At 74.5% G+C, this 19,686-nt stretch carries 17 protein-coding genes and 1 pseudogene; 12 read left to right on the top strand and 6 right to left on the bottom strand.

The window, feature by feature from the left end; genetic code table 11:
• The first annotated feature begins 46 nt into the window (after nt 1–46).
• A complete protein-coding gene (gene groL, locus AD017_RS15740) occupies nt 47–1,675 on the top strand; it encodes a chaperonin GroEL (RefSeq protein ID WP_060574677.1) in 1,629 nt (542 codons plus the stop codon).
• A 76-nt stretch (nt 1,676–1,751) separates the two neighbouring features.
• Here groL and AD017_RS15735 read toward each other — a convergent pair whose 3' ends face one another.
• On the bottom strand, nt 1,752–2,168 hold the full coding sequence (locus AD017_RS15735; protein ID WP_060574676.1) for a hypothetical protein: 417 nt from the start codon (nt 2,166–2,168) through the stop codon (nt 1,752–1,754).
• 721 nt (nt 2,169–2,889) lie between these two features.
• On the opposite strand from AD017_RS15735, the gene AD017_RS15730 reads away from it, so the two are divergent.
• From AD017_RS15730 to AD017_RS15720, 4 genes and pseudogenes are all read left to right on the top strand, one after another.
• On the top strand, nt 2,890–3,309 hold the full coding sequence (locus AD017_RS15730; protein WP_202968842.1) for a helix-turn-helix domain-containing protein: 420 nt from the start codon (nt 2,890–2,892) through the stop codon (nt 3,307–3,309).
• A gap of 63 nt (nt 3,310–3,372) precedes the next feature.
• Nucleotides 3,373–4,260, top strand: a pseudogene (locus tag AD017_RS37430) (DDE-type integrase/transposase/recombinase); the annotation flags it as partial.
• 83 nt (nt 4,261–4,343) lie between these two features.
• Nucleotides 4,344–4,826, top strand: coding sequence for a Mu transposase C-terminal domain-containing protein (locus AD017_RS36335; RefSeq protein ID WP_227012702.1), 483 nt, complete (start codon nt 4,344–4,346; stop codon nt 4,824–4,826).
• Nucleotides 4,819–5,631 carry an ExeA family protein gene (locus tag AD017_RS15720; RefSeq protein ID WP_060573909.1) on the top strand — a complete coding sequence of 271 codons (813 nt, stop codon included), beginning with the start codon at nt 4,819–4,821 and terminating at the stop codon, nt 5,629–5,631. Before AD017_RS36335 ends, AD017_RS15720 begins: the two co-directional genes overlap by 8 nt.
• 163 nt (nt 5,632–5,794) lie before the next feature.
• Here the strand turns inward: AD017_RS15720 and AD017_RS15715 are convergent, their stop codons facing one another.
• Nucleotides 5,795–6,763 carry a YafY family protein gene (locus tag AD017_RS15715; RefSeq protein ID WP_060574675.1) on the bottom strand — a complete coding sequence of 323 codons (969 nt, stop codon included), beginning with the start codon at nt 6,761–6,763 and terminating at the stop codon, nt 5,795–5,797.
• 63 nt (nt 6,764–6,826) lie between these two features.
• Here AD017_RS15715 and AD017_RS15710 point away from each other — a divergent pair, with 63 nt between their 5' ends.
• The gene (locus AD017_RS15710) at nt 6,827–7,426 is read left to right on the top strand and encodes a TIGR03086 family metal-binding protein (protein WP_060574674.1); all 600 of its coding nucleotides are present in this window, start codon (nt 6,827–6,829) and stop codon (nt 7,424–7,426) included.
• A 67-nt stretch (nt 7,427–7,493) separates the two neighbouring features.
• Here the strand turns inward: AD017_RS15710 and AD017_RS36330 are convergent, their stop codons facing one another.
• From AD017_RS36330 to AD017_RS15695, 3 genes are all read right to left on the bottom strand, one after another.
• Nucleotides 7,494–7,829, bottom strand: coding sequence for a PspC domain-containing protein (locus tag AD017_RS36330; protein ID WP_060574673.1), 336 nt, complete (start codon nt 7,827–7,829; stop codon nt 7,494–7,496).
• A gap of 85 nt (nt 7,830–7,914) precedes the next feature.
• A complete protein-coding gene (locus tag AD017_RS15700; protein WP_060574672.1) occupies nt 7,915–8,121 on the bottom strand; it encodes a hypothetical protein in 207 nt (68 codons plus the stop codon).
• A 113-nt stretch (nt 8,122–8,234) separates the two neighbouring features.
• On the bottom strand, nt 8,235–9,896 hold the full coding sequence (locus AD017_RS15695) for a DNA repair helicase XPB (protein ID WP_010226452.1): 1,662 nt from the start codon (nt 9,894–9,896) through the stop codon (nt 8,235–8,237).
• A gap of 404 nt (nt 9,897–10,300) precedes the next feature.
• Between AD017_RS15695 and AD017_RS35815 the strand changes: the two genes are divergently transcribed.
• The 4 genes from AD017_RS35815 to AD017_RS15675 all read left to right on the top strand — a co-directional run bounded on the left by AD017_RS35815 (nt 10,301) and on the right by AD017_RS15675 (nt 16,392).
• Nucleotides 10,301–14,626 (top strand): nitrate- and nitrite sensing domain-containing protein, encoded by a 4,326-nt coding sequence (locus AD017_RS35815; RefSeq protein ID WP_060574671.1) that lies wholly within the window; start codon nt 10,301–10,303, stop codon nt 14,624–14,626.
• Nucleotides 14,623–15,051 carry a roadblock/LC7 domain-containing protein gene (locus AD017_RS15685; RefSeq protein ID WP_010235343.1) on the top strand — a complete coding sequence of 143 codons (429 nt, stop codon included), beginning with the start codon at nt 14,623–14,625 and terminating at the stop codon, nt 15,049–15,051. The genes AD017_RS35815 and AD017_RS15685 overlap by 4 nt, the downstream gene beginning before the upstream one ends.
• Nucleotides 15,052–15,134: 83 nt before the next feature.
• Nucleotides 15,135–15,794 carry a DUF742 domain-containing protein gene (locus tag AD017_RS15680; protein ID WP_010235346.1) on the top strand — a complete coding sequence of 220 codons (660 nt, stop codon included), beginning with the start codon at nt 15,135–15,137 and terminating at the stop codon, nt 15,792–15,794.
• Nucleotides 15,795–15,840: 46 nt separating this feature from the next.
• The gene (locus AD017_RS15675; protein WP_010235349.1) at nt 15,841–16,392 is read left to right on the top strand and encodes an ATP/GTP-binding protein; all 552 of its coding nucleotides are present in this window, start codon (nt 15,841–15,843) and stop codon (nt 16,390–16,392) included.
• Here the strand turns inward: AD017_RS15675 and AD017_RS15670 are convergent.
• The gene (locus AD017_RS15670) at nt 16,389–18,692 is read right to left on the bottom strand and encodes a helicase-associated domain-containing protein (protein ID WP_060576425.1); all 2,304 of its coding nucleotides are present in this window, start codon (nt 18,690–18,692) and stop codon (nt 16,389–16,391) included. The genes AD017_RS15675 and AD017_RS15670 overlap by 4 nt on opposite strands.
• A gap of 116 nt (nt 18,693–18,808) precedes the next feature.
• Between AD017_RS15670 and AD017_RS15665 the strand changes: the two genes are divergently transcribed.
• Nucleotides 18,809–18,991, top strand: coding sequence for a hypothetical protein (locus AD017_RS15665; RefSeq protein WP_010242391.1), 183 nt, complete (start codon nt 18,809–18,811; stop codon nt 18,989–18,991).
• Nucleotides 18,992–18,993: 2 nt separating this feature from the next.
• Nucleotides 18,994–19,599, top strand: a complete 606-nt coding sequence (locus AD017_RS15660) for an NTP transferase domain-containing protein (protein WP_075298066.1) — start codon at nt 18,994–18,996, stop codon at nt 19,597–19,599.
• The last annotated feature ends 87 nt before the right edge of the window (nt 19,600–19,686 follow it).

Below are 19,686 nucleotides of genomic sequence, written 5' to 3'. Positions count from 1 at the left end.
GCCGCATCCGATCACTCGACTCTGTCTATCGGAGGGCAACACCCCCATGGCGAAGCAGATCGCGTTCGACGAGGAGGCCCGCCGCGGCCTCGAGCGAGGGATGAACACCCTCGCGGACGCCGTCAAGGTGACGCTCGGCCCGCGCGGCCGCAACGTCGTCCTGGAGAAGAAGTGGGGCGCGCCCACCATCACCAACGATGGTGTGTCGATCGCCAAGGAGATCGAGCTCGAGGACTCCTGGGAGAAGATCGGCGCCGAGCTGGTGAAGGAGGTCGCCAAGAAGACCGACGACATCGCCGGCGACGGCACCACCACCGCCACCGTGCTGGCCCAGGCGCTGGTCCGTGAGGGCCTGCGCAACGTGGCCGCCGGCGCGAACCCGATGTCGCTCAAGCGCGGCATCGAGAAGGCCACCGAGGCCGTCTCCCAGGCGCTGCTGAAGAGCGCCAAGGAGGTCGAGACCAAGGAGCAGATCGCGGCCACCGCGTCGATCTCCGCCGCCGACAAGCAGATCGGCGAGCTCATCGCCGAGGCGATGGACAAGGTCGGCAAGGAAGGCGTCATCACGGTCGAGGAGTCGCAGACCTTCGGGCTCGAGCTCGAGCTCACCGAGGGCATGCGCTTCGACAAGGGCTACATCTCGCCCTACTTCGTGACCGACGCCGAGCGGATGGAGGTCGAGCTCGAGGACCCGTACATCCTCCTCGTCTCGTCCAAGATCTCCACGGTCAAGGACCTGCTGCCGCTGCTCGAGAAGATCATGCAGTCGGGTAAGCCGCTGGCGATCATCTCGGAGGACGTCGAGGGCGAGGCCCTGGCCACCCTGGTCGTCAACAAGATCCGTGGCACCTTCAAGTCCGTCGCCGTCAAGGCCCCCGGCTTCGGTGACCGTCGTGAGGCCATGCTCGCCGACATGGCGATCCTGACCGGCGGCGAGGTCATCTCGGAGAAGGTCGGCCTCAAGCTCGACAACGCCGACGTCTCCCTGCTGGGCACCGCCCGCAAGGTCGTCGTCACCAAGGACGAGACCACCATCGTCGACGGTGCCGGTGACAACGAGCAGATCGCCGGCCGGGTCAACCAGATCCGCGCCGAGATCGAGCGCACCGACTCCGACTACGACCGCGAGAAGCTCCAGGAGCGTCTCGCCAAGCTGGCCGGCGGCGTCGCCGTCATCAAGGCCGGCGCGGCGACCGAGGTCGAGCTCAAGGAGCGCAAGCACCGCATCGAGGACGCCGTCCGCAACGCGAAGGCGGCCGTCGAGGAGGGCATCGTCGCCGGCGGCGGCGTCGCCCTGATCCAGGCCGGTGCCGGCCTGTTCGAGGGTCTCGGCCTGGACGGTGACGAGGCCACCGGCGCGAACATCGTCAAGGTCGCGCTGGAGGCCCCGCTCAAGCAGATCGCGGTCAACGCCGGCCTCGAGGGCGGCGTCGTGGCGGAGAAGGTCCGTAACCTGCCGACCGGTGAGGGCCTCGACGCCGCCACCGGCGAGTACAAGGACCTCGTCGCCGCGGGCATCATCGACCCGGCGAAGGTGACCCGCTCGGCGCTGCAGAACGCGGCCTCGATCGCGGCCCTGTTCCTCACCACCGAGGCGGTCATCGCCGACAAGCCGGAGAAGGGCGGCGGCGCCCCCGCCGACCCGACCGGCGGCATGGGCGGCATGGACTTCTGAGTCCACCCCACCCAGCACGTCCCGCGGGGGCGGTACCGGTTCGCCGGTGCCGCCCCCGCGGCGCGTCGTGGCCGGGTCAGGAGGTCCGCAGGGTCACCGCCGGGTACTGCGCATTGCCCTGCATGTCGAAGCGCATCGCGCGGTTCGGGTCGATCTCGTAGGTCTGGCCGTGCGGAGCTTCGTCGAAGGTGAAGGTGATCCTGCTGGCGACGTTCGGCGACGTCGGGAACACCTCGTGCTCGCGCGGGCCGATCACGCGCTGGTACCCCGCCTTGGGTCCCCCCGTCACCGTCATCGTCACCGGATAGTCGCGCGTCTGGATCACGAGCGGGGTCGGGTCCTGCGCCGTGGACGGGTCCGCGGCCGGCGCCACGATCCCGGGGGCGGGGGCGGCGGGCGAGGCGACGGCGGCGGTCGCGGCACCCAGGCCGATGCCGACGCACGCGAGGACGGCGCAGGCACCCGAGGTGATTCGGCGGCTCATCGTGGTCATCTCGTTCTCCTCGATCCTTGACTCACTGGTCGTCTCACCGGTTGCTCGACGACTGCCGTGGACTGTGCCGGTCCGTGGTCGTCCGGCGCCTCGGACCACGGGACGGCATTGGCGAACGGATGTCTCGTACTTTCGGCGGAGCCGACTCCGGGGCCTCTCGACCACCACGGCACCTCCGCACCCGGCCCCGCCCACGCAGCTCGTCGCCGAGGGACACCTCGAGCGGCCGGCGCTCACCGGTTGCGGCGGCGCTCGCCGTTTGCGGCGGCGCTCGCCCGATCGCACGAGCGAACCCGGATCCGGTGAGCATCGGCGGCCGGGAACGGCTGTTCGCCGACGCTCCTCGTGACCACGAGTTGAGCGGGGTCCGTCGTTCGCGGTGACGACGCGGTGGGGGCGGGTGCGGGGCCCGATGGCGTTGGTGTGCGACGACAGCGTGATCATGTCGGGCCGTCGGTGGAGGCGGTGGGCCCTCCCGGTCGGGGTACCAGCCAGTCCCGGGAGGGCCACCTCAGGCGCGCGGGAGGCGCCCGTGGTCACGGTAGGCAAGAACGTCGTAGAGGTTGAAGCCCGGCTGGTGGCCGGTCGGCTGGAGTGCCGGTGTGGGGGTCGGCTGCGGCCGTGGGGGCATGCCCGGGCGCGGGTGCTGCGCGGGACGGGTGCGCTCGGGTGGCGGCTGCGGCCGCGTCGGGCGCGGTGTTCGGGCTGCGGCACCACGCACGTGCTGTTGCCGGTGGGGGTGCTGGCCCGGCGCGCGGATCTGGTGGCGGTGATCGGCGCGGCGTTGGCGCTGGCCGCGACCGGGTGGGGGCACCGACGGGTCGCCGAGCGGGTAGGTCGGGCGGCGGGAACGGTGCGCGGCTGGCTGCGCCGGTGGCGGGCCCGGGCCGAGGGGCTGCGCGTGGAGTTCACCGCGCTGGCGGCGGCGCTGGATCCGTTGGCCGCGATGCCCGATCCGGCCTCGTCCGGGACGGGGGATGCGGTCGCGGCGCTGCTGGCCGCGGCGGCAGCGGTGACCCGGCGCTGGGCCGCGACGGTGGACGGGTTGTCGCCGTGGGAGCTGGCCGGCGCGGTGACGTCCGGGCGGCTGCTGGCCCCGCCGAGCTCGACGGAGTCGATCAACACCAGATGCCCCTGGTGAGGTGATCACTCCGGCCACGACGCTCCGCGCGGACGATCTTCGACCGCGACAGAGGAGTGATCGGTGAGCCAAACCGACAACGACGCACGCCGCCGAGCCGAGCGGGCCCGGCGGGTGGCGCTGTTTCGCTACGAGTTGATCCAGGAGGTGATCGACCCGACGCTGACCGCGCGCCAGCGCGGGAAGCTGGTGCGCGAGCTGGCCGAACGGGCGCATCCGGGCCCGTTCGCCGAGCCGGTGCAGGTCACCCGGCACACCATCGACCGGTGGGTCCGGGCCTGGCGGGTCGGCGGGTTCGAAGCGCTGGTGCCCCAGCCGGCCAAGGTCACTGCCCGGACCCCGCCCGAGGTGCTCGCGACGGCGGCGGCGCTCAAGCGGGAGAACCCGGGCCGCACCGCCGCACAGATCACCCGGATCCTGCGCGCCCAGTCCGGTTGGGCCCCCAACGAACGCACCCTGCAGCGCCACTTCGAACGCCTCGAGCTGGGACTGATCGTCGACGAGGCCGGCCACGAGCAGCGGCTCACCGCGGCCCCGGCGGCCTTCGGGCGCTTCGAGGCTGACCGTCCCGACGAGCTCTGGGTCGGCGACGCACTGCACGGCCCGCAGATCGCCGGGCACAAGGTCTACCTGTTCGCGTTCCTGGACGACCGGAGCCGGGCGGTGATGGCCGCCCGGTTCGGGTTCTCCGAGGACACCGTGCGGCTCGCGGCGGCGCTACGCCCGGCGCTGGCCTCGCGCGGAGTCCCCGAAAGCATTTATGTCGATAATGGTTCAGCGTTTGTCGACTCGTGGCTGCTGCGCGGCTGTGCCAGCCTCGGCATCAAGCTGGTCCATTCCACCCCGGGCCGACCCCAAGGCAGGGGAAAAATCGAGCGCTTCTTCCGCACCGTCCGGGAGCAGTTCCTCGTCGAGATCACTCCCGATCGGGCCGCCGAGATCGCCGATCTGGCCGAGCTCAACCGCTTGTTCACCGCCTGGGTCGAGACTGAGTACCACCCCCGCACCCACTCCGAGACCGCGGGGTCGCGCCGATGGCGCGCTGGCTCGACGGGCTGGCTTCCCCGTTGCCGCGGCCCACCCCCGCGCAGCTGCGCGAGGCGTTCCTGTGGTCCGAGCACCGCACCGTGGCCAAGACGGCCACGGTCTCGCTGCACGGCAACACCTACCAGGTCGACGAACTGTTGGTCGGGCGCAAGGTCGAGCTGGTGTTCGACCCGTTCGATCTCACCGAACTGGTGGTGCGCTATTCCGGGCGCGAGTTCGGGACCGCGGTCGCCCACCACATCGGGCGCCACGCCCACCCCAAGGCCCGCCCCGAAATCCCCGACACCACCCTGGAACCGACCGGGATCGACTACCTACGGCTGATCGACACCACCCACACCGAACGGCTCGAAGGTCGTATCAACTACAGCGCTCTGCTCGAGCGCCACCACTCCAATACGCCGGTCGAACCAGAATCAGTCGAACTCACCATCCCGGAACTTCAGGCGCAGGAGACTCAGGATGATTGACCAGCTCAGCGGCTACTTCGGATTTTCCCGCACCCCATTCGGCCGTGACCTCGCGCCGGGAATGCTGCATCGTCACCACGCCCACGGCGAAGCGGTCGCCCGCATCCAGTGGTGCATCGGCGAACACGCCCTCGGAGTGATCACCGGCGAGGTCGGGGTCGGCAAGACCGTCGCGGTCCGCGCCGCGCTGGCCGGCATCGACCCCGCCCGCCACATCGTCATCTACCTCGGCAACCCCGACGTCGGCACCCGCGGGATCCAGCACGCCATCGTCACCGCCCTCGGCGGGGTTCCCCGCCCGCACCGGGCCACCCTGATCCCGCAAGCCCTCGACGCGCTGGCCACCGAGTACGCCGAGCGGGGCCGTGTCCCCGTCGTGGTCCTCGACGAAGCCCACCAGCTCTCCCACGAGCAACTCGAGGGGGTGCGGATGCTCACGAACCACGACATGGACTCCAGCAGCCCGCTGGCCTGCCTGCTCGTCGGCCAACCCACCCTCCGCCGCAAGATCAAGCTCGGGATGCTCGCCGCGCTCGACCAGCGCATCGCAGTGCGCTACCACCTCGGCGGCATGACCGGCGACGAAACGGTCAGCTACCTTCGCCACCACCTCACACTGGTCGGCCGCTCGGACACACTGTTCTCCGACGACGCCGTCTCACTGATCCACACCACCAGCCGCGGCGCGCCAAGGGCGGTCAACAACCTCGCGCTGCAGTCGCTGCTGGCCGCCTACGCCGCCGACAAGACCATCGTCGACGAGTCCAGCGCACGCACCGCCGTGACGGAGGTGACGACAGAATGACCACCACCGCGACAACCTGACCACCAGCCCCGCCCGGCACCCAGCCCGGCGGGGCTACTCATGTCGCACGGTGAACATCGCGGACGTCACCGACATGGACACGACGAACGTCGCGCAACAACGGCCGCGGGGCGGGCGGGGTGGTTGGGGTGGTCAGGTCAGGTCAGGTCAGGGTGGCTGCGGTGGTGTGGGCGCGGGTGCGCAGGGCTGCGCGCAGCTCCGGGGGGTCCAGCACCTCGATCCCGGGCAGGAGCGGCCACAGCACCGACTCGGCGTGCCACAGGTCGCCGAACGCCGCCTCCACCTCGCAGGTGCGGCCGTCGTCCCGGACCGTCTCCACAGCCATCGCGGACAGCGCCGGACGGCGGTCCACCGGGAGCCGCAGCCGGACCCGCAGGCCCGGGTGCCGGGCGCGGAAGTCCTCCCTGCGGCGCAGCCACAGCTCCTCCAGGTCGACGCCGTCGGGCCGCCGGGCGGGCTCGGGCAGCGGTGTGGCCGCCTCGATCCGGGAGACCCGGTAGGTGCGGTCCTCACCGTCGCGGATCGCGAGCAGGTACCAGCGGCCCGAGGCCTGGACCAGCCCGACGGGCTCGACGGTCCGCTCGGTCGCCTCGACCGGCGTGGCCCCGCGCGGTCCGCCGCCGGCGCGGTAGCGGATCAGCAGCCGGGTGCCCTCGAACACGGCCTGCTGGACGGCGCCGAGCGCGGGGTACTCCTCGGGGTGCTGCGGGTCGCGGAGCAGCCCGCCGTGGCGGACGAGCACCCGTCCGGCGGCCCCGGTGGCCTGCGTGCGGGCCTGCTCGGGCATCGCGGCCACGATCTTGCGCATCGCCGACGAGAACTCCGGTCCGAGACCGAGTGCCCCGGAGGTGACCGCCGATCCCGACGTCAGCAGGGCCACCGCCTCGCCCGGCGTCAGGCCGGTCAGGTCGGTCGAGAAGCCGGGGAGCAGCGCGAACCCGCCGTGCCGTCCGCGCTCGGCGTAGACCGGGATCCCGGCGCCGGAGAGCGCCTCGACGTCCCGCAGCACCGTCCGCTCCGAGACCTCCAGCTCGACCGCGATCGCGGCGGCCGTCATCCGGCCGCGGTGGCGCAGCAGGAGCACCAGGGAGAGCAACCGGTCCGCGCGCACGGGTTCGAGAATGGCAGAGAATCACGCCAGGAGATGTCGTGATTCGTGGGCAGGCTGCCTGCCATGACCACATCGACGGATGTCCTCGCCACCGATCCCCGCGCCGCCCACCTCGCCGCCCTCGACTGGGTGTCGGGGCTCGCCGCCGCCGTCCCCGAGGACCGCATGGCCGGCCCGACCCCGTGCGACGAGTTCGACGTGCGCACGCTGCTCGCGCACCTCGTGACGACCGTGCGCCGCCCCGCCGCGATCGCCGCCGGGACCGATCCGCTGGCGGCGCCCCTGGTCAGCGAGGACGTGCTGGACGCACCCGCGGAGGCCTACGTCGCCGAGGCGGCCGCGTTGCACGGCGCGTGGTCCGGGGCGGACGCCGTGGAGCTGCTGGACCGGACGGTCCGGATGCCCTTCGGCGAGGTCCCGGTCCGGGTCGCGCTGTGGGTGTACGTGAACGAGACGCTCGTCCACGGCTGGGACCTCGCCGTCGCGACCGGGCAGCCGGTGGAGGCGGATCCCGCACTCGCGACGACGGCGCTCGAGGTGGCACGGCGGTTCCTGCCTGCCGAGCCGCGGGGCGGGCCGGTCCCGTTCGGGCCGGTCGTCACCCCGGCACCCGGCGCCGGGCCGACCGAGCAGCTCGCCAACTGGGCGGGCCGGCGTCGCTGATCCGAGCGGGTGCAGCGCCCCCTCGCGCGCCACACCCGCCTTGCGACCACGGACCCGCGGCCGCGGGTCAGCCGGCCGGCGCGATGATCCAGACGGCCAGGTAGACGATTGCGGCCGCGCCGCCGGTGAACAGGGTCAGCACCAGCACGAGGATGCGGAGCAGGGCTGCGTCGATGCCCAGGTCGGCGGCCAGGCCGCCGCAGACGCCGCCGAGCATCTTGTCGGTGGTGCTGCGGCGCATCCGGTACGAGCCGAGGCGGTCGGCGAGCCCCGGGGCGGGAGTGCCCTGCGGTGCACCGCCGGCGGGCGGGAGCTGGGGCGTGGCCGGGACCGTCGTCGTGGGCTCGCCCGCCGGGTCCGCCTGCGGGGTGGTGGAGGTGGTGTTCTGCGCTGTGGTGTCCATGCGTCCAGCGTGTCGGGCGGGCCCGTCGCCGGACTCGGGATCGCCCCGGAGAACCACCCCGAACCGCACCGGGGGTGGTTCGGGGTCAGCCGTCCTCGCCCCGGGGCCGCTCCGCGGGGCCACGCTGCCGCGGCGGGCCCGGCGGCGGCGCGGGCGGGGCACCGGGACGGTCCGGCGGGTCCGGCACCTGCCGGTCCCGCATGCGGACGACGCGGCCCAGCAGGAACGCGACGCCCAGCGCGACGAGCGCCCACAGCACCAGGCCGCCGAGGATCCACAGGGCGGTCGTCATGCGTCCCCTCCCGTCCCGGGCCGTCGGGGCGCGCACCAGTCTGCCCGCCGCGCACCCCCCGAGGGGGATCATCGCTGGATCAGGTGACGGCGGACGGCCCGGTCACCCCGGGGCTACCCGGCGTCGGGCAGCGCGGGCCCGAGGAGGTCGTCGGCGTCGACGATCCGGTAGGCGTAGCCCTGCTCGGCGAGGAACCGCTGCCGGTGCGCGGCGTAGTCGGTGTCCACGGTGTCGCGCGAGACCACCGAGTAGAAGTGCGCCTGACGGCCGTCGGCCTTGGGGCGCAGCAGCCGACCGAGCCGCTGTGCCTCCTCCTGGCGGGACCCGAAGGTCCCGCTGACCTGCACCGCGATCGTCGCCTCGGGCAGGTCGATCGAGAAGTTCGCGACCTTCGAGACGACGAGACGGTCGAGCTCGCCCCGGCGGAACAGGTCGAACAGCCGCTCCCGCTCCTTGTTCCGGGTGGAGCCCTGGATGACCGGGGCGTCGAGCTTCTCCCCGAGCGCCTCCAGCTGCTCCAGGTAGGCCCCGATGACCAGGGTCTGCTCGCCCTTGTGCCGGTCGAGGACCGCCTGCACGACGTTCAGCTTCGTGTGCGCGGTCGACGCCGTCCGGTAGCGCTCCTCGGCGTCGGCCGTGGCGTACGCCATGCGTTCGGCGTCGGTGAGGGTCACCCGCACCTCGACGCACTCGGCCGGGGCGATCCAGCCCTGGGCCTCGATGTCCCGCCAGGGGGCGTCGAAGCGCTTGGGCCCGATCAGCGAGAAGACGTCGCCCTCCCGGCCGTCCTCGCGGACCAGGGTGGCGGTCAGGCCGAGCCGGCGCCGGGACTGGAGGTCGGCCGTCATCCGGAACACGGGGGCGGGGAGCAGGTGCACCTCGTCGTAGACGACCAGGCCCCAGTCCCGGGAGTCGAACAGCTCCAGGTGCTTGTACTCGCCCTTGGTCCGGCGGGTGACGACCTGGTACGTGGCGATGGTGACCGGGCGGATCTCCTTGCGCTCGCCCGAGTACTCGCCGATCTCCTCCTCGGTCAGCGACGTCCGCGCGATCAGCTCGCGCTTCCACTGCCTGCCGGAGACGGTGTTGGTCACCAGGATCAGCGTGGTGGCGCCGGCCTTGGCCATCGCGGCCGCGCCGACCAGCGTCTTGCCGGCACCGCAGGGGAGCACGACGACGCCGGAGCCGCCGTCCCAGAAGCCGTCGACGGCCTGCTGCTGGTAGTCCCGCAGCGACCAGCCGTCCTGCTCCAGCTCGATCGGGTGGGCCTCGCCGTCGACGTAGCCCGCGAGGTCCTCGGCGGGCCAGCCGACCTTGAGCAGTGCCTGCTTCAGCCGCCCGCGCTCCGACGGGTGGACGACGACGGTGTCGTCGTCGATCCGCGCGCCGAGCATCGGGGAGATCTTCTTCTGCCGGAGGATCTCCTCCAGCACCGCGCGGTCGAACGCGGTCAGCACCAGCCCGTGGGCCGGGTGGTTCGACAGCTGCAGCCGCCCGTAGCGGCCCATCGTGTCGACCACGTCCACGAGCAGCGGCTGCGGCACCGGGTACCGGGACCACCGGACCAGCGCGTCGACGACCTGCTCGGCGTCGTGCCCGGCCGCGCGCGCGTTCCACAGGGCGAGCGGGGTGACCCGGTAGGTGTGGACGTGCTCGGGGGCGCGCTCGAGCTCCGCGAAGGGCGCGATCGAGGCCCGCGCCTGCTCTGCGTCGGAGTGGTCGACCTCCAACAGGAGTGTCTTGTCGGATTGCACGATCAGTGGACCGTCGGTCACGGAGCGAATCCTTTCGACGCCGGATTGCCGAGCTTCACGGGTCCGCCGGGCGACGAACGGAGACGAGCGGTCGACGTGTGTCACATCACGTGACCGGGGAGCAACCGTCGCTACGCCACTCGGGACAGGGGCGCTCCGGGGGCTAGACTCCTGAGCCGTCCGTCACGCACAGACGAGACCCAGCGCGATCATATCCGCCCGACTCCCCCGGGACGCGGCAACCGCCGCCCCGTGTCGGACCGGAAGTGGTCGAGCGGGTCCCGTCGTGACCCGAAAGGCGCACCGGACCACCTGATGCTCCCCCTCCTCGACGCCACACGGCCGGGTCTCCCGCCCGCCGACCGCCGGGAACACCCGGGAGCGTCACCCGTGCCCGGACCGGAGACCGACAGGGAGACCTCGCCGTGACCACCGTGACCAGCGCGGAACGCCCGAGCACCCTCTCGGAGCGACTCGACCCGCGGAACTGGAGCCTCGTCGCCAAGCTGGCGGTCGTGGGCCTGGTCCCCACCGTGCTCGCCCTGAGCATCGGCGCCATCCGGGTCGTCGACCAGGCCAACGTGGCCGAGGAACTGGGCCGCGGCAGCGGCCTGGTCGACGTGCACCGTCAGATCGAGACGCTGACGGGGGCGCTGCAGGCCGAGCGCGACACCGCCGTCACCTTCCTCGCCGGGAACCGGCTGGGTGACCGGGCCGCCGTCGACTCCGCGCAGGCTGCGACCGACGACGCGCTGCGCACCACGACCGACCAGCTCGACGCCGCCGAGGAGCAGGCCCCGCAGCTGGCCACCGCCCGCCGGCAGGCCGAGACGACGCTGGGGCAGCTGCCCGTCATCCGGTCCCAGGTCGCGGACGGGCCGACGCCGGCCACCGACGTCAGCACCCGCTACACCTCGGTCGTCCAGCGGACGCTCGGCCTGGACCGGGCACTCGTCGGGCGGCTGCAGACCGCGGAGACCGCCGGTCTGACCACCGCACTCGGCTCCGGCGCCGACGCCCGGGAGGCGGTCGAGCTCGAGCGCACCGTGATCAACGGCGCGATCGCGGGCGGCCAGCTCGACGAGGCCCAGCGGGCCCAGGTGACCGGCGCCGAGGCGGCGTTCCAGTCCGCCGCGGGCGACTTCGCCTCGTCGCTGACCCCCGAGCAGACGGAGACCTTCGGCGACTTCGCCGCGGACCCGGCCAACGCGGAGCGCAACGCCCTGCGCGACCAGGCCCTCGCCGCGCCCCCCGGTGCGGCGCTGCCGATCGACCCGGCCGCCTGGAACGCGGCGGTCGACCGCTCGGCGCAGGCGGTCGATCGGTCGACGCAGGCCGCCGAGCAGGCGTTCGTGGACGGCCGGGCCGCCGCCGCCGAGGAGGCCGGCAACACCGCGGGCCTGAACTCGGTGCTGCTGATGCTGACCCTGCTGCTGACCGGTGGCATCATCCTGCTGCTCGGCAGGCAGATGGTCCGCTCGCTGCGCCTGCTGCGCAGCTCGGCGCTGGAGGTCGCGGAGCGCAGGCTGCCCGCGGCGGTCCAATCGATGCGGGCGGGCCAGGCCCCGAACGCACTGGTCGAGCCGGTGCCGCTGGACAGCCGGGACGAGATCGGCGAGGTGGCGCGCGCGTTCGACGCGGTGCACGGCCAGGCGATCCGTCTCGCCGCCGACCAGGCCGCGCTGCAGCAGAACGTCAACAGCATGTTCGTCAACCTGTCCCGGCGCTCGCAGGCGCTGGTCGAGCGTCAGCTGCAGCTGATCGAGCAGCTGGAGAGCAACGAGCAGGACCCGGACCAGCTGTCCAACCTGTTCCAGCTCGACCACCTCGCGACCCGTATGCGACGCAACAGCGAGAACCTGCTGGTGCTCGCGGGCACCGACCTCGCCAAGCGGAACGTCGCACCCGTCCAGGTGGTCGACGTGCTGCGGGCCGCGGTGTCCGAGGTCGAGCAGTACCAGCGGGTCGTCGTGCAGACCCCGCCGAACGCGACGATCGCCGGCCGCGCCGCGAACGACCTCGTCCACCTGCTGGCCGAGCTGCTGGACAACGCGACCAACTTCTCCCCGCCGGACTCGCAGGTCGTCATGTCCACGACCCGCACGGCGGACGAGTCGCTGCTGGTCGAGATCTCCGACCGCGGTGTCGGCATGACGGACTCCGAGCTCGTCGACGCGAACCAGCGGCTGTCCGGCCCGGCCGAGGTCGATGTCTCGGCCTCCCGCCGGATGGGCCTGTTCGTGGTCGGCCGCCTGGCCGCGCGGCACCGGGTCGGGATCCGCCTGTCCGGTACCGCGGGCGGCGGCTCCGGCGGCCTGAGCGCCTCGGTGACGGTCCCGCCGCACCTGGTGCCCTCCGCCCAGCTGCCCGAGCAGCGCCGCGACGGCGGTCCGGCCGGCCCGGAGCGGGGCGCACCCCCGCTGCCCCCGGAGCCGCAGGCCCCCGCGCTGCCGGAGCCCCCCGCCGGTCCGTCCGGTGACGCCCCGGCACCGGCGGTCGCGATCAACGGATCCGGCCGGGGTGGCTCGCTGCCCTCGATGGTGGCCGGCTCCGACGGTCCGCTGACGCCCACCTTCGAGACCGGCGCCGCCGTGAGCGGTGGCGCCCGCAACGGCTCGTCGTCCGCGCTGCCGACCCGCAAGCCCGGGTCGTCCCTGCGTCGCAACGCGCCGTCCGAGGAGGCGCCCGACGGTCAGGGAACGGCGGCGAACGGGTCGGCCCCGGGCGGGCTGCAGGCGTTCGCCCCGTCCCACGACGCCGCCGGCCGCGAGGAGCGCTCGCCCTCCGACGTCTTCACCCCCGCCACCGAGACCGGCGCCGGCACGACGCCGGAGCCCGGCCCGGCGCCGGGTGCCGGCGGTCCGCCGCGCGGCCCGGACGCCTTCCGGGGCGGCCGCGGGCCCGCCGGACGTGAGCCCGGCGACGACACCACCGGTGAGCTCTCCGGCGACGACGACGCCGGCGACGACGACCGGGCCCACCCGGGTGCCGGTACGGCCGCCGCGCTCGGGATCGCCGGTGCGGCCGCGGCCGGTGCGGCCGCACGCTCCGGCACCGGGGACGGGCGCCAGGGCCCGCCCGCCGAGCGGGACCTCGACGACACCGTCGTGATGGACGCGGCGACCGGGGACGGCCCGCCGCCCGCGGCCGACCGGACCGGCACGGCCGACGACGATCCCGGCGACGACGGGACGGAGGGACCCGGGACCTCGGCCCCGGAGGCGGACGCCACCGAGCCCGAGGCCGACGACGACGCACCGCTCGGAGCCGACGCGGCCCTGGCCGCCGGTGCCGCGGACGCCGCCACCGGCACCACCGGTCCCCTCCCCTCCGGGACCGGACCGGCAGGGGCCACCGGGGCCGATCCGAGCGGTACCGACACGGACCCCGCGGACTCCGACGGCGGGACCGCCACCGGTGTCACCGGGGCGGCCGCCGTCGCGGGTGCCGCGGCGGCCGGCGCCGCCGTCTCCGGCGCCGGTACGGCCGACCCCGACGGGCCGGACACCGCCGACGACGCCGAGGACCCCGCCCGCGGGAGCGGCGCGGCCGAGGCCCTCTCGGCCCCGGACACCGCGACCGACGACACGGGCGACGACGACGCCACGGCCGACGACCGCGCGTCCGACGACGCCGCGACCGGGAGCCCGGCGACCGGCGACCGCACGACCGGCGCCGGCGCCACCGAGGACGGCGCCGAGGACGGTCCCGACGGCGGCGACACGGCCGAGGAGGACACCTCGACGGCCGCCATCCCGACCGTGCGGCCCGCCGGGCGCGAGCCGATGGGCGGCCCGCCCGCCTCCCGGACCAACGGCGCCGGACCCGGTGCCGGCGGGCGTCCGGTGATGCCGGGTGGCCGCGGACCGGGCGGCGCCCCGTCGCCGCTGCCGACCCGGCGGCCCGCCCCCGGTCCGCAGGGCCCCGCACTGCCGCAGCGTGCACAGGGCCAGGGCACCGCCGGCACACCCGCCACGGGCGCTCCGGCCACCGCTCCGGGCGGCGCGAACGGGGCCCCGCAGCCGGGCGCCGCGCCCGCGCTCCCGAAGCGGCAGGTGCCCGCCCGTGACGCCACGGCCGGACCGGCACAGCCCGGTGCGACCGGCGGCGGCCAGGAGGAGCTCTTCGCGCCGAAGGTGCCCGTCGAGGGCGACCGCGGGCAGCTCCGCCGTCCCGGTGCCGTCGAGTCGGCCCGCGGGCACGGCGACGAGTTCGACATGGGCCAGACCACGCCGATCTTCGACGACATCGCGTCGGCCTGGTTCCGGTCCAACCGCTCGGTGCCGGTCCGCTGGCAGGACGGCACGCCCGCCCAGGCGGGCGGCCCCGCCGCACAGTCCGGGCGGGCCACCGCCGCACCGGCCGAGCAACTCACCGCGGACCCCGCGGAGGCGGGGCCCGACCAGGGGTTCGCCTCTCCCGCCGACGACGCGTGGCGGCAGGCCCGCGAGGTCGGCGACGGGGACGAGGGTGACCGTCCGGACGATCTGACCACGGCCGGTCTGCCCAAGCGGCGCCCGCGCGCGCGCCTGCTCCCGGGCAGTGCGGCAGGATCCACCGTGCTCAGCCCCCCACCGGCCGGGGAGCCGCGCGACGCCGAGAGCGTCCGCGGCCGACTGGCCAGCTACCAGCAGGGTGTGCGCCAGGGCCGGGAGAGCGCCTCCGGCGCCCGGCGCACGACCAGCACCGACGGCACCCCCGAGCCGTCCGGTGACCGACCGAACCCGTCCGACCCCGAGGAGAACCAGTGAGGGCACCGCAGGCACAGCCCAGTCAGAGCCGTTTCGGCTGGCTGGTCACCAACTTCGCCGAGCGCGTCCCTGGCGTCGCACACGCGATCGTGGTGTCGGCCGACGGGCTGCTGCTGACCGCGTCGGACCGGCTCCCCCGGGACCGCGCCGACCAGCTGGCCGCGGTCGCGTCCGGCCTCGTCAGCCTGACCCAGGGCGCGGCACGCTGCTTCGACGCCGGTGGCGTCGTGCAGACCGTCGTCGAGATGGACCGCGGGATCGTCCTGCTCATGTCCATCAGCGACGGCTCGTGCCTGGCCGTGCTCGCGTCGCCGAGCTGCGACATCGGCCTCGTCGGGTACGAGATGACGCTGCTGGTCGACCGGGTCGGCCAGCTGCTCACGCCGGAGCTCCGCGCGGAGCTCCAGGGATCCTTCGGGCCCTGAGCGACCAGCTCCACCGAGCAGGCAGCCGGAGACGATACCGTCATGCACCCCATCCGAGGATCGACCAGAGCGGGTGAGATCCGATGACCCAGAACCCGGGCGACTCGGGCCCCGAGCCCACGTTCGCGGACGTGATGAACGGGTTCAGCCTGGACTCGAGGCGCAAGCCGAAGAAGCGGCGGTGGGGTCGCAACCGGTCCGACGACGACCAGGGCGCACCCGCCACGGACGACCGGCAGCAGGTCCCGCCACCGGCTCCGGCCGAGATGACGGGTCCGATCGCCGGTTCGGCCGCCTACGGGCTCCCTCCGACCCGGGCCGAGGCGGAGGCCGCACACCAGCAGCCCCCGCAACCCCCGACGACTCCCGCGGCAGCGGCGCCGCCCCCTCCGGCCGCGGGCGGGGCCGCCTTCGTGCGGCCCTACGCGTGGACGCGCGGCCGGACGAAGTCGGGCTACGAGCTGGCCGTCGAGACCCTGGTCTCGGTCAGCAACCGGGCCCGCAGCCAGCTGGAACGACTGCCGATGGAGCACCGTTCCGTCGCCGACCTCCTGCTCGAGCAGACCCGCTCGGTCGCGGAGGTCGCGGCGCTGCTGTCGCTCCCCCTGGGCGTGGCCCGGGTGCTGCTCGGGGACATGGCCTCGAGCGGCACGGTGACCGTTCACCAGACCGCGAGCACCCCCGGCGACATGCCGGACCTCGCGCTGATGGAAAGGGTGTTGAGTGGACTCCGTCGGCTCTAGGCCACAGCCGCCCCAACCCGCTGCCGGCCCGGCCCGCACGGCCACGATGTCGGCCAAGATCGTCGTGGCCGGCGGATTCGGCGTCGGCAAGACCACGTTCGTCGGGTCGGTCTCGGAGATCATGCCGCTGACCACCGAGGCCGTGATGACCGAGGCGAGCTCGTCGCACGACGACCTCTCCGCCACCCCCAACAAGCGCTCGACGACGGTCGCGATGGACTTCGGCCGCGTCTCGCTGGACTCCGACCTGGTGCTCTACCTGTTCGGGACGCCCGGCCAGCAACGCTTCTGGTTCATGTGGGACGACCTGGTCCGCGGCGCGATCGGCGCCGTCGTCCTGGTCGACACCCGCCGGCTGGCCGACTCGTTCGCCGCGATCGACTTCTTCGAGGACCGCAACCTGCCCTACGTGGTGGGTGTGAACGCCTTCGACGGTCACCTGCAGCACGGCCTCGAGGACGTCCGCGAGGCCATGTCGATCGACCCGGCCGTCCCGATGGTGGTGTGCGACGCCCGCCACCGGCAGTCGACCAAGGAGACGCTCATCGCGCTGGTGCAGCACGCCATGCACCAGCGGATGGCCGCCGGGGCCCGCTAGGACCGGGCCCCGGCCCCGCCGGACTCCTCCACCGGGGCGATCGACGTGATCCGGTGCAGCTGGATCCGGCGGAGCTCGCCGTCGAGGGCATCGCGGCCCTCGACGACGCCACCGCCCACCGAGGTCGGCGCCAGCACCCGGTCGCCGGCCACGCCGTGCGCGTCGACGTAGCCGATCCACACCGTCCGGCCCTCGCGGACCGCCGACTGCAGCGACGCCAGGTCGCCGGTCGACCCGGTCGACTCCCGCCGCCCCGCCACGCTGCGCCGGACCCCGGCCAGTGCGTCCCCGGCCCGCAGGCGTTCCACGATCTCGTCCGCCCGGTCCGACGGGCCGTCGTGCACGACCCCGCCGGTGCGGGCGTTGCCCCCACGGCGGCGCGACTCGGCCCGCCTGCCCTTCCCCGCGAGATCGAGCACCGCGCCGCCGGCGTCCTCGGCGGCCGGGCTGAACCCGGCGGCCCGGAGCCCGTCGAGCACCTCGGCCAGCGGCAGCGAGCTGACCACGACCGTCGGCGCGATCCGGCGCAGACCCAGCTCGGCCGCCGCCTCGTGCGCGAGCACCTCGGAGAGCAGCACCTCGTCGTCGGACCGCAGGAAGGCGGCCACGGCGCCGCCACGCAGCCGCCCGTGCCGGCGGGCGACGTCGTCGACCAGGTAGGTCAGCGTCTGCGGCACCGGGGTCCGCGAGCGGGCCTCGAGGAAGGCCCGCACGTCCTCGGCGGTGCGCCCGGTGTCGAGCGCGCGGCGCAGGCTCCGCTCGGTGAACCGGTACACGGTCGCCCCGCCCGCGGACTCGACGTCGGCGAGGGTCGCCAGCTCGTGTGCCAGGTCGGCCGACAGCCGGCCCGGGGCGACGGCGGTGAGGTCGGCCTGCAGGAGGATCTCCTCGACCGGTGCGGGCAGCGCCGCGTGCAGCGCCGCGGCCACCGCGGTCGGGTGCCGTGCGTCCCGGGTCGCCGGGTCGAGCAGGACCCGCCCGGCGGTGGTGACGGCATCGAGGGCGACCACACCGACGGTCGTCGCCTCGGCGACGGTCCAGGTGACCATCTCGTCGCGCAGCCGGCCCCCGCGGCGCGGGGCCGCCCACGCCAGCACCCGCGCGAGGTCGTCGGCGGAGCCGACGGCGCTCCCGTCGGGCAGGTCCGCGAGCGTCTGGAGGATCCGGCGCCGGTCCTTCGGGGCGGGTGGGCGGCGCGGGCCGTCGGACAGCGCGCCGATCGGCTTGCCGGCCTCGTCGCGGCGGCCGACGACGCCGGGCAGCCGCGGCAGCTCCAGCCAGGTCCGGGCGAGGACCGCCCAGCGCGACTCCTCGGGGGCGGCGGCCCACACGTCGGCCTCGGGGGTGGGCAGCCACTCGGGGTTCACCGACTCGGTGTCGCCGATCAGGTCGGCGCCGAGCAGGATCTCGAGGATCAGGGCGGCCGTGCCCTCGTCGGTGTCGGCCTCCTTCGCCGCGCGGCGAAGCTCCCGCACCCCGAACCCGCCGGAGCGCAGCACACCGGGGGCCTCGGCTCCCAGGTACTCCAGCACCAGGTCCACCCGGCGCAGGAACTCCATGGCCGCGCCGGCGCCGGTGCCGTCCACCGTGGCCGGATCACGCTCGCGCACCGTGACGTCCGGCCGGGAGACCTCGAGCCGGCCCATCGGGCGGTCGCCGCGCAGCGCGACGGCCACCTGGCGCGGCAGCTCGACGGTCTCGGCGTCCCGGCGCACCAGGAGCCCCTTGGTGACCAGCGAGCCGACCGGGCCGGAGCTCCCCGTCGCGCCGCGCGAGCGGCCGATCGGCGGTCCGGCCGCGAGGACGTCGAGCACGCGGCGCTCCTCGTCGGTCACGCCTGCCAGCAGCGTGTCCAGTTCGGACGTCGCCGCGGGACCCGCGGCCTCGCCGCCGAGCCCGCCCGGCCAGGGCCCGACGGCCTCCGCGGCCGCCGGGACGGCCGACAGCGCGTCGTCCGGGCCCCAGACCAGTGCCCGGGCCCGCAGCGGCCCCAGGCCCTCCCGGAAGGTCGCCTCGTCGACGTCGGGGCCCAGCCACCAGCGGGGGCCGTGCGCAGCCGTCGAACCGTCCACCGGGGACCGGCCGGCACCGGCGAGGACCAGTGCCTCGAGCACGGTCAGCGGGACCGTGCCGAGTTCCTCGCAGGTGCGCTGCACCGAGGCCCGGATGGAGGCCCGGGTCGCCAGCACCGTCAGATCCGACGGCGGGGGGACGGCGAGGTCCGGACGCGTACGCAGGAGCGCGGCGAGGAACCCGTCGTCCTGCGCGCGCAACCACTCGACCAGCGACGTCTGCACCACCACCAGGGTAGTCGGGTGGTCCGGGACGCACCGGGACGGACAGGACGAGCGCCGTCCGGGATACTGACGGGTGACACCGCCCCGGCCCCGCCGGACACCCGACGCTGGAGGAACCGATGGCCGCGAAGCCCCTGGACACCGACCGGATCGACCCGAGCTGGCCGCACCTGCCGGACGGCGAGCACCCGCTCACCGAGCTCATGGGCCCGGTGCAGGGGAACATGTCCCCGTTCGGTGATGTCGAGTTCCCGGTCGACAGCGTGCCCTACGAGCACCCGGTCACCGAGATCAACCGCTGACCGTGGTCGCGGGACTGCTGCTCGCCGGTGGCGCGGGCCGCCGCATGGGCACGCCGAAGGCGCTGGTCCGCCTGCACGGTGAGCCTCTCGCGGTGCGTGCGGTGAAGGCCCTGCAGGCGGGTGGCTGCGGGCCCGTCACCGTGGTGCTCGGTGCGCGCTCCGACGACGTCACCGACGTCCTGCGCAGCGCGGGGCTCGGTACCAGCGGCAGCGACGTGGGCGTCGTCGTCGCGGAGGACTGGGACGAGGGCATGGGCGCGTCGCTGCGCCGCGGGCTGGACGCGCTGACCCACCTGCCCGGGACGGGCGCCGCGCTCGTGCACCTGGTGGACCTGCCCGGGGTCGGGCCGGAGGCCATCGCGCGGGTCAGCGCGGGCGCGACGCACTCGTCGCTGCGCCGCGCCGCGTACGACGGCGTGCCGGGGCACCCGGTGCTGCTCGGCCGCGACCACTGGTCCGGCGTCGTGGGCAGCGCCGCGGGCGACGCCGGGGCCCGGGACTACCTGTCCGGCAGCACCGATCTCGAGCTGGTCGAGTGCGGTGACGTCGCCGAGCCGGACGACGTCGACACCCCCGCCCAGCTCCGGAAGCTCGCCGGGTCCACCTGAGACGGGTCGGCCCGGGCCGACCGGCGCCCCGGACGCAGACGTGTGCCCCGGTCCCGTGGGAAGGGACCGGGGCACACGTGGCGGGAG

This window comes from Pseudonocardia sp. EC080619-01, from assembly GCF_001420995.1.
Lineage (GTDB): Bacteria > Actinomycetota > Actinomycetes > Mycobacteriales > Pseudonocardiaceae > Pseudonocardia.
Note: the sequence above shows the minus strand (reverse complement) of the source record. Positions and strands in the feature narration are given on the sequence as shown.

What these genes read in the sequence shown, in the direction of transcription:
- groL (WP_060574677.1), top strand. Translation starts at nt 47, where the DNA reads ATGGCGAAGCAGATCGCGTTCGACGAGGAGGCCCGCCGCGGCCTCGAG.
- AD017_RS15735 (WP_060574676.1), bottom strand. Translation starts at nt 2,168, where the DNA reads ATGACCACGATGAGCCGCCGAATCACCTCGGGTGCCTGCGCCGTCCTC.
- AD017_RS36335 (WP_227012702.1), top strand. Translation starts at nt 4,344, where the DNA reads ATGGCGCGCTGGCTCGACGGGCTGGCTTCCCCGTTGCCGCGGCCCACC.
- AD017_RS15720 (WP_060573909.1), top strand. Translation starts at nt 4,819, where the DNA reads ATGATTGACCAGCTCAGCGGCTACTTCGGATTTTCCCGCACCCCATTC.
- AD017_RS15710 (WP_060574674.1), top strand. Translation starts at nt 6,827, where the DNA reads ATGACCACATCGACGGATGTCCTCGCCACCGATCCCCGCGCCGCCCAC.
- AD017_RS36330 (WP_060574673.1), bottom strand. Translation starts at nt 7,829, where the DNA reads ATGGACACCACAGCGCAGAACACCACCTCCACCACCCCGCAGGCGGAC.
- AD017_RS15700 (WP_060574672.1), bottom strand. Translation starts at nt 8,121, where the DNA reads ATGACGACCGCCCTGTGGATCCTCGGCGGCCTGGTGCTGTGGGCGCTC.
- AD017_RS15680 (WP_010235346.1), top strand. Translation starts at nt 15,135, where the DNA reads ATGACCCAGAACCCGGGCGACTCGGGCCCCGAGCCCACGTTCGCGGAC.
- AD017_RS15675 (WP_010235349.1), top strand. Translation starts at nt 15,841, where the DNA reads ATGTCGGCCAAGATCGTCGTGGCCGGCGGATTCGGCGTCGGCAAGACC.
- AD017_RS15665 (WP_010242391.1), top strand. Translation starts at nt 18,809, where the DNA reads ATGGCCGCGAAGCCCCTGGACACCGACCGGATCGACCCGAGCTGGCCG.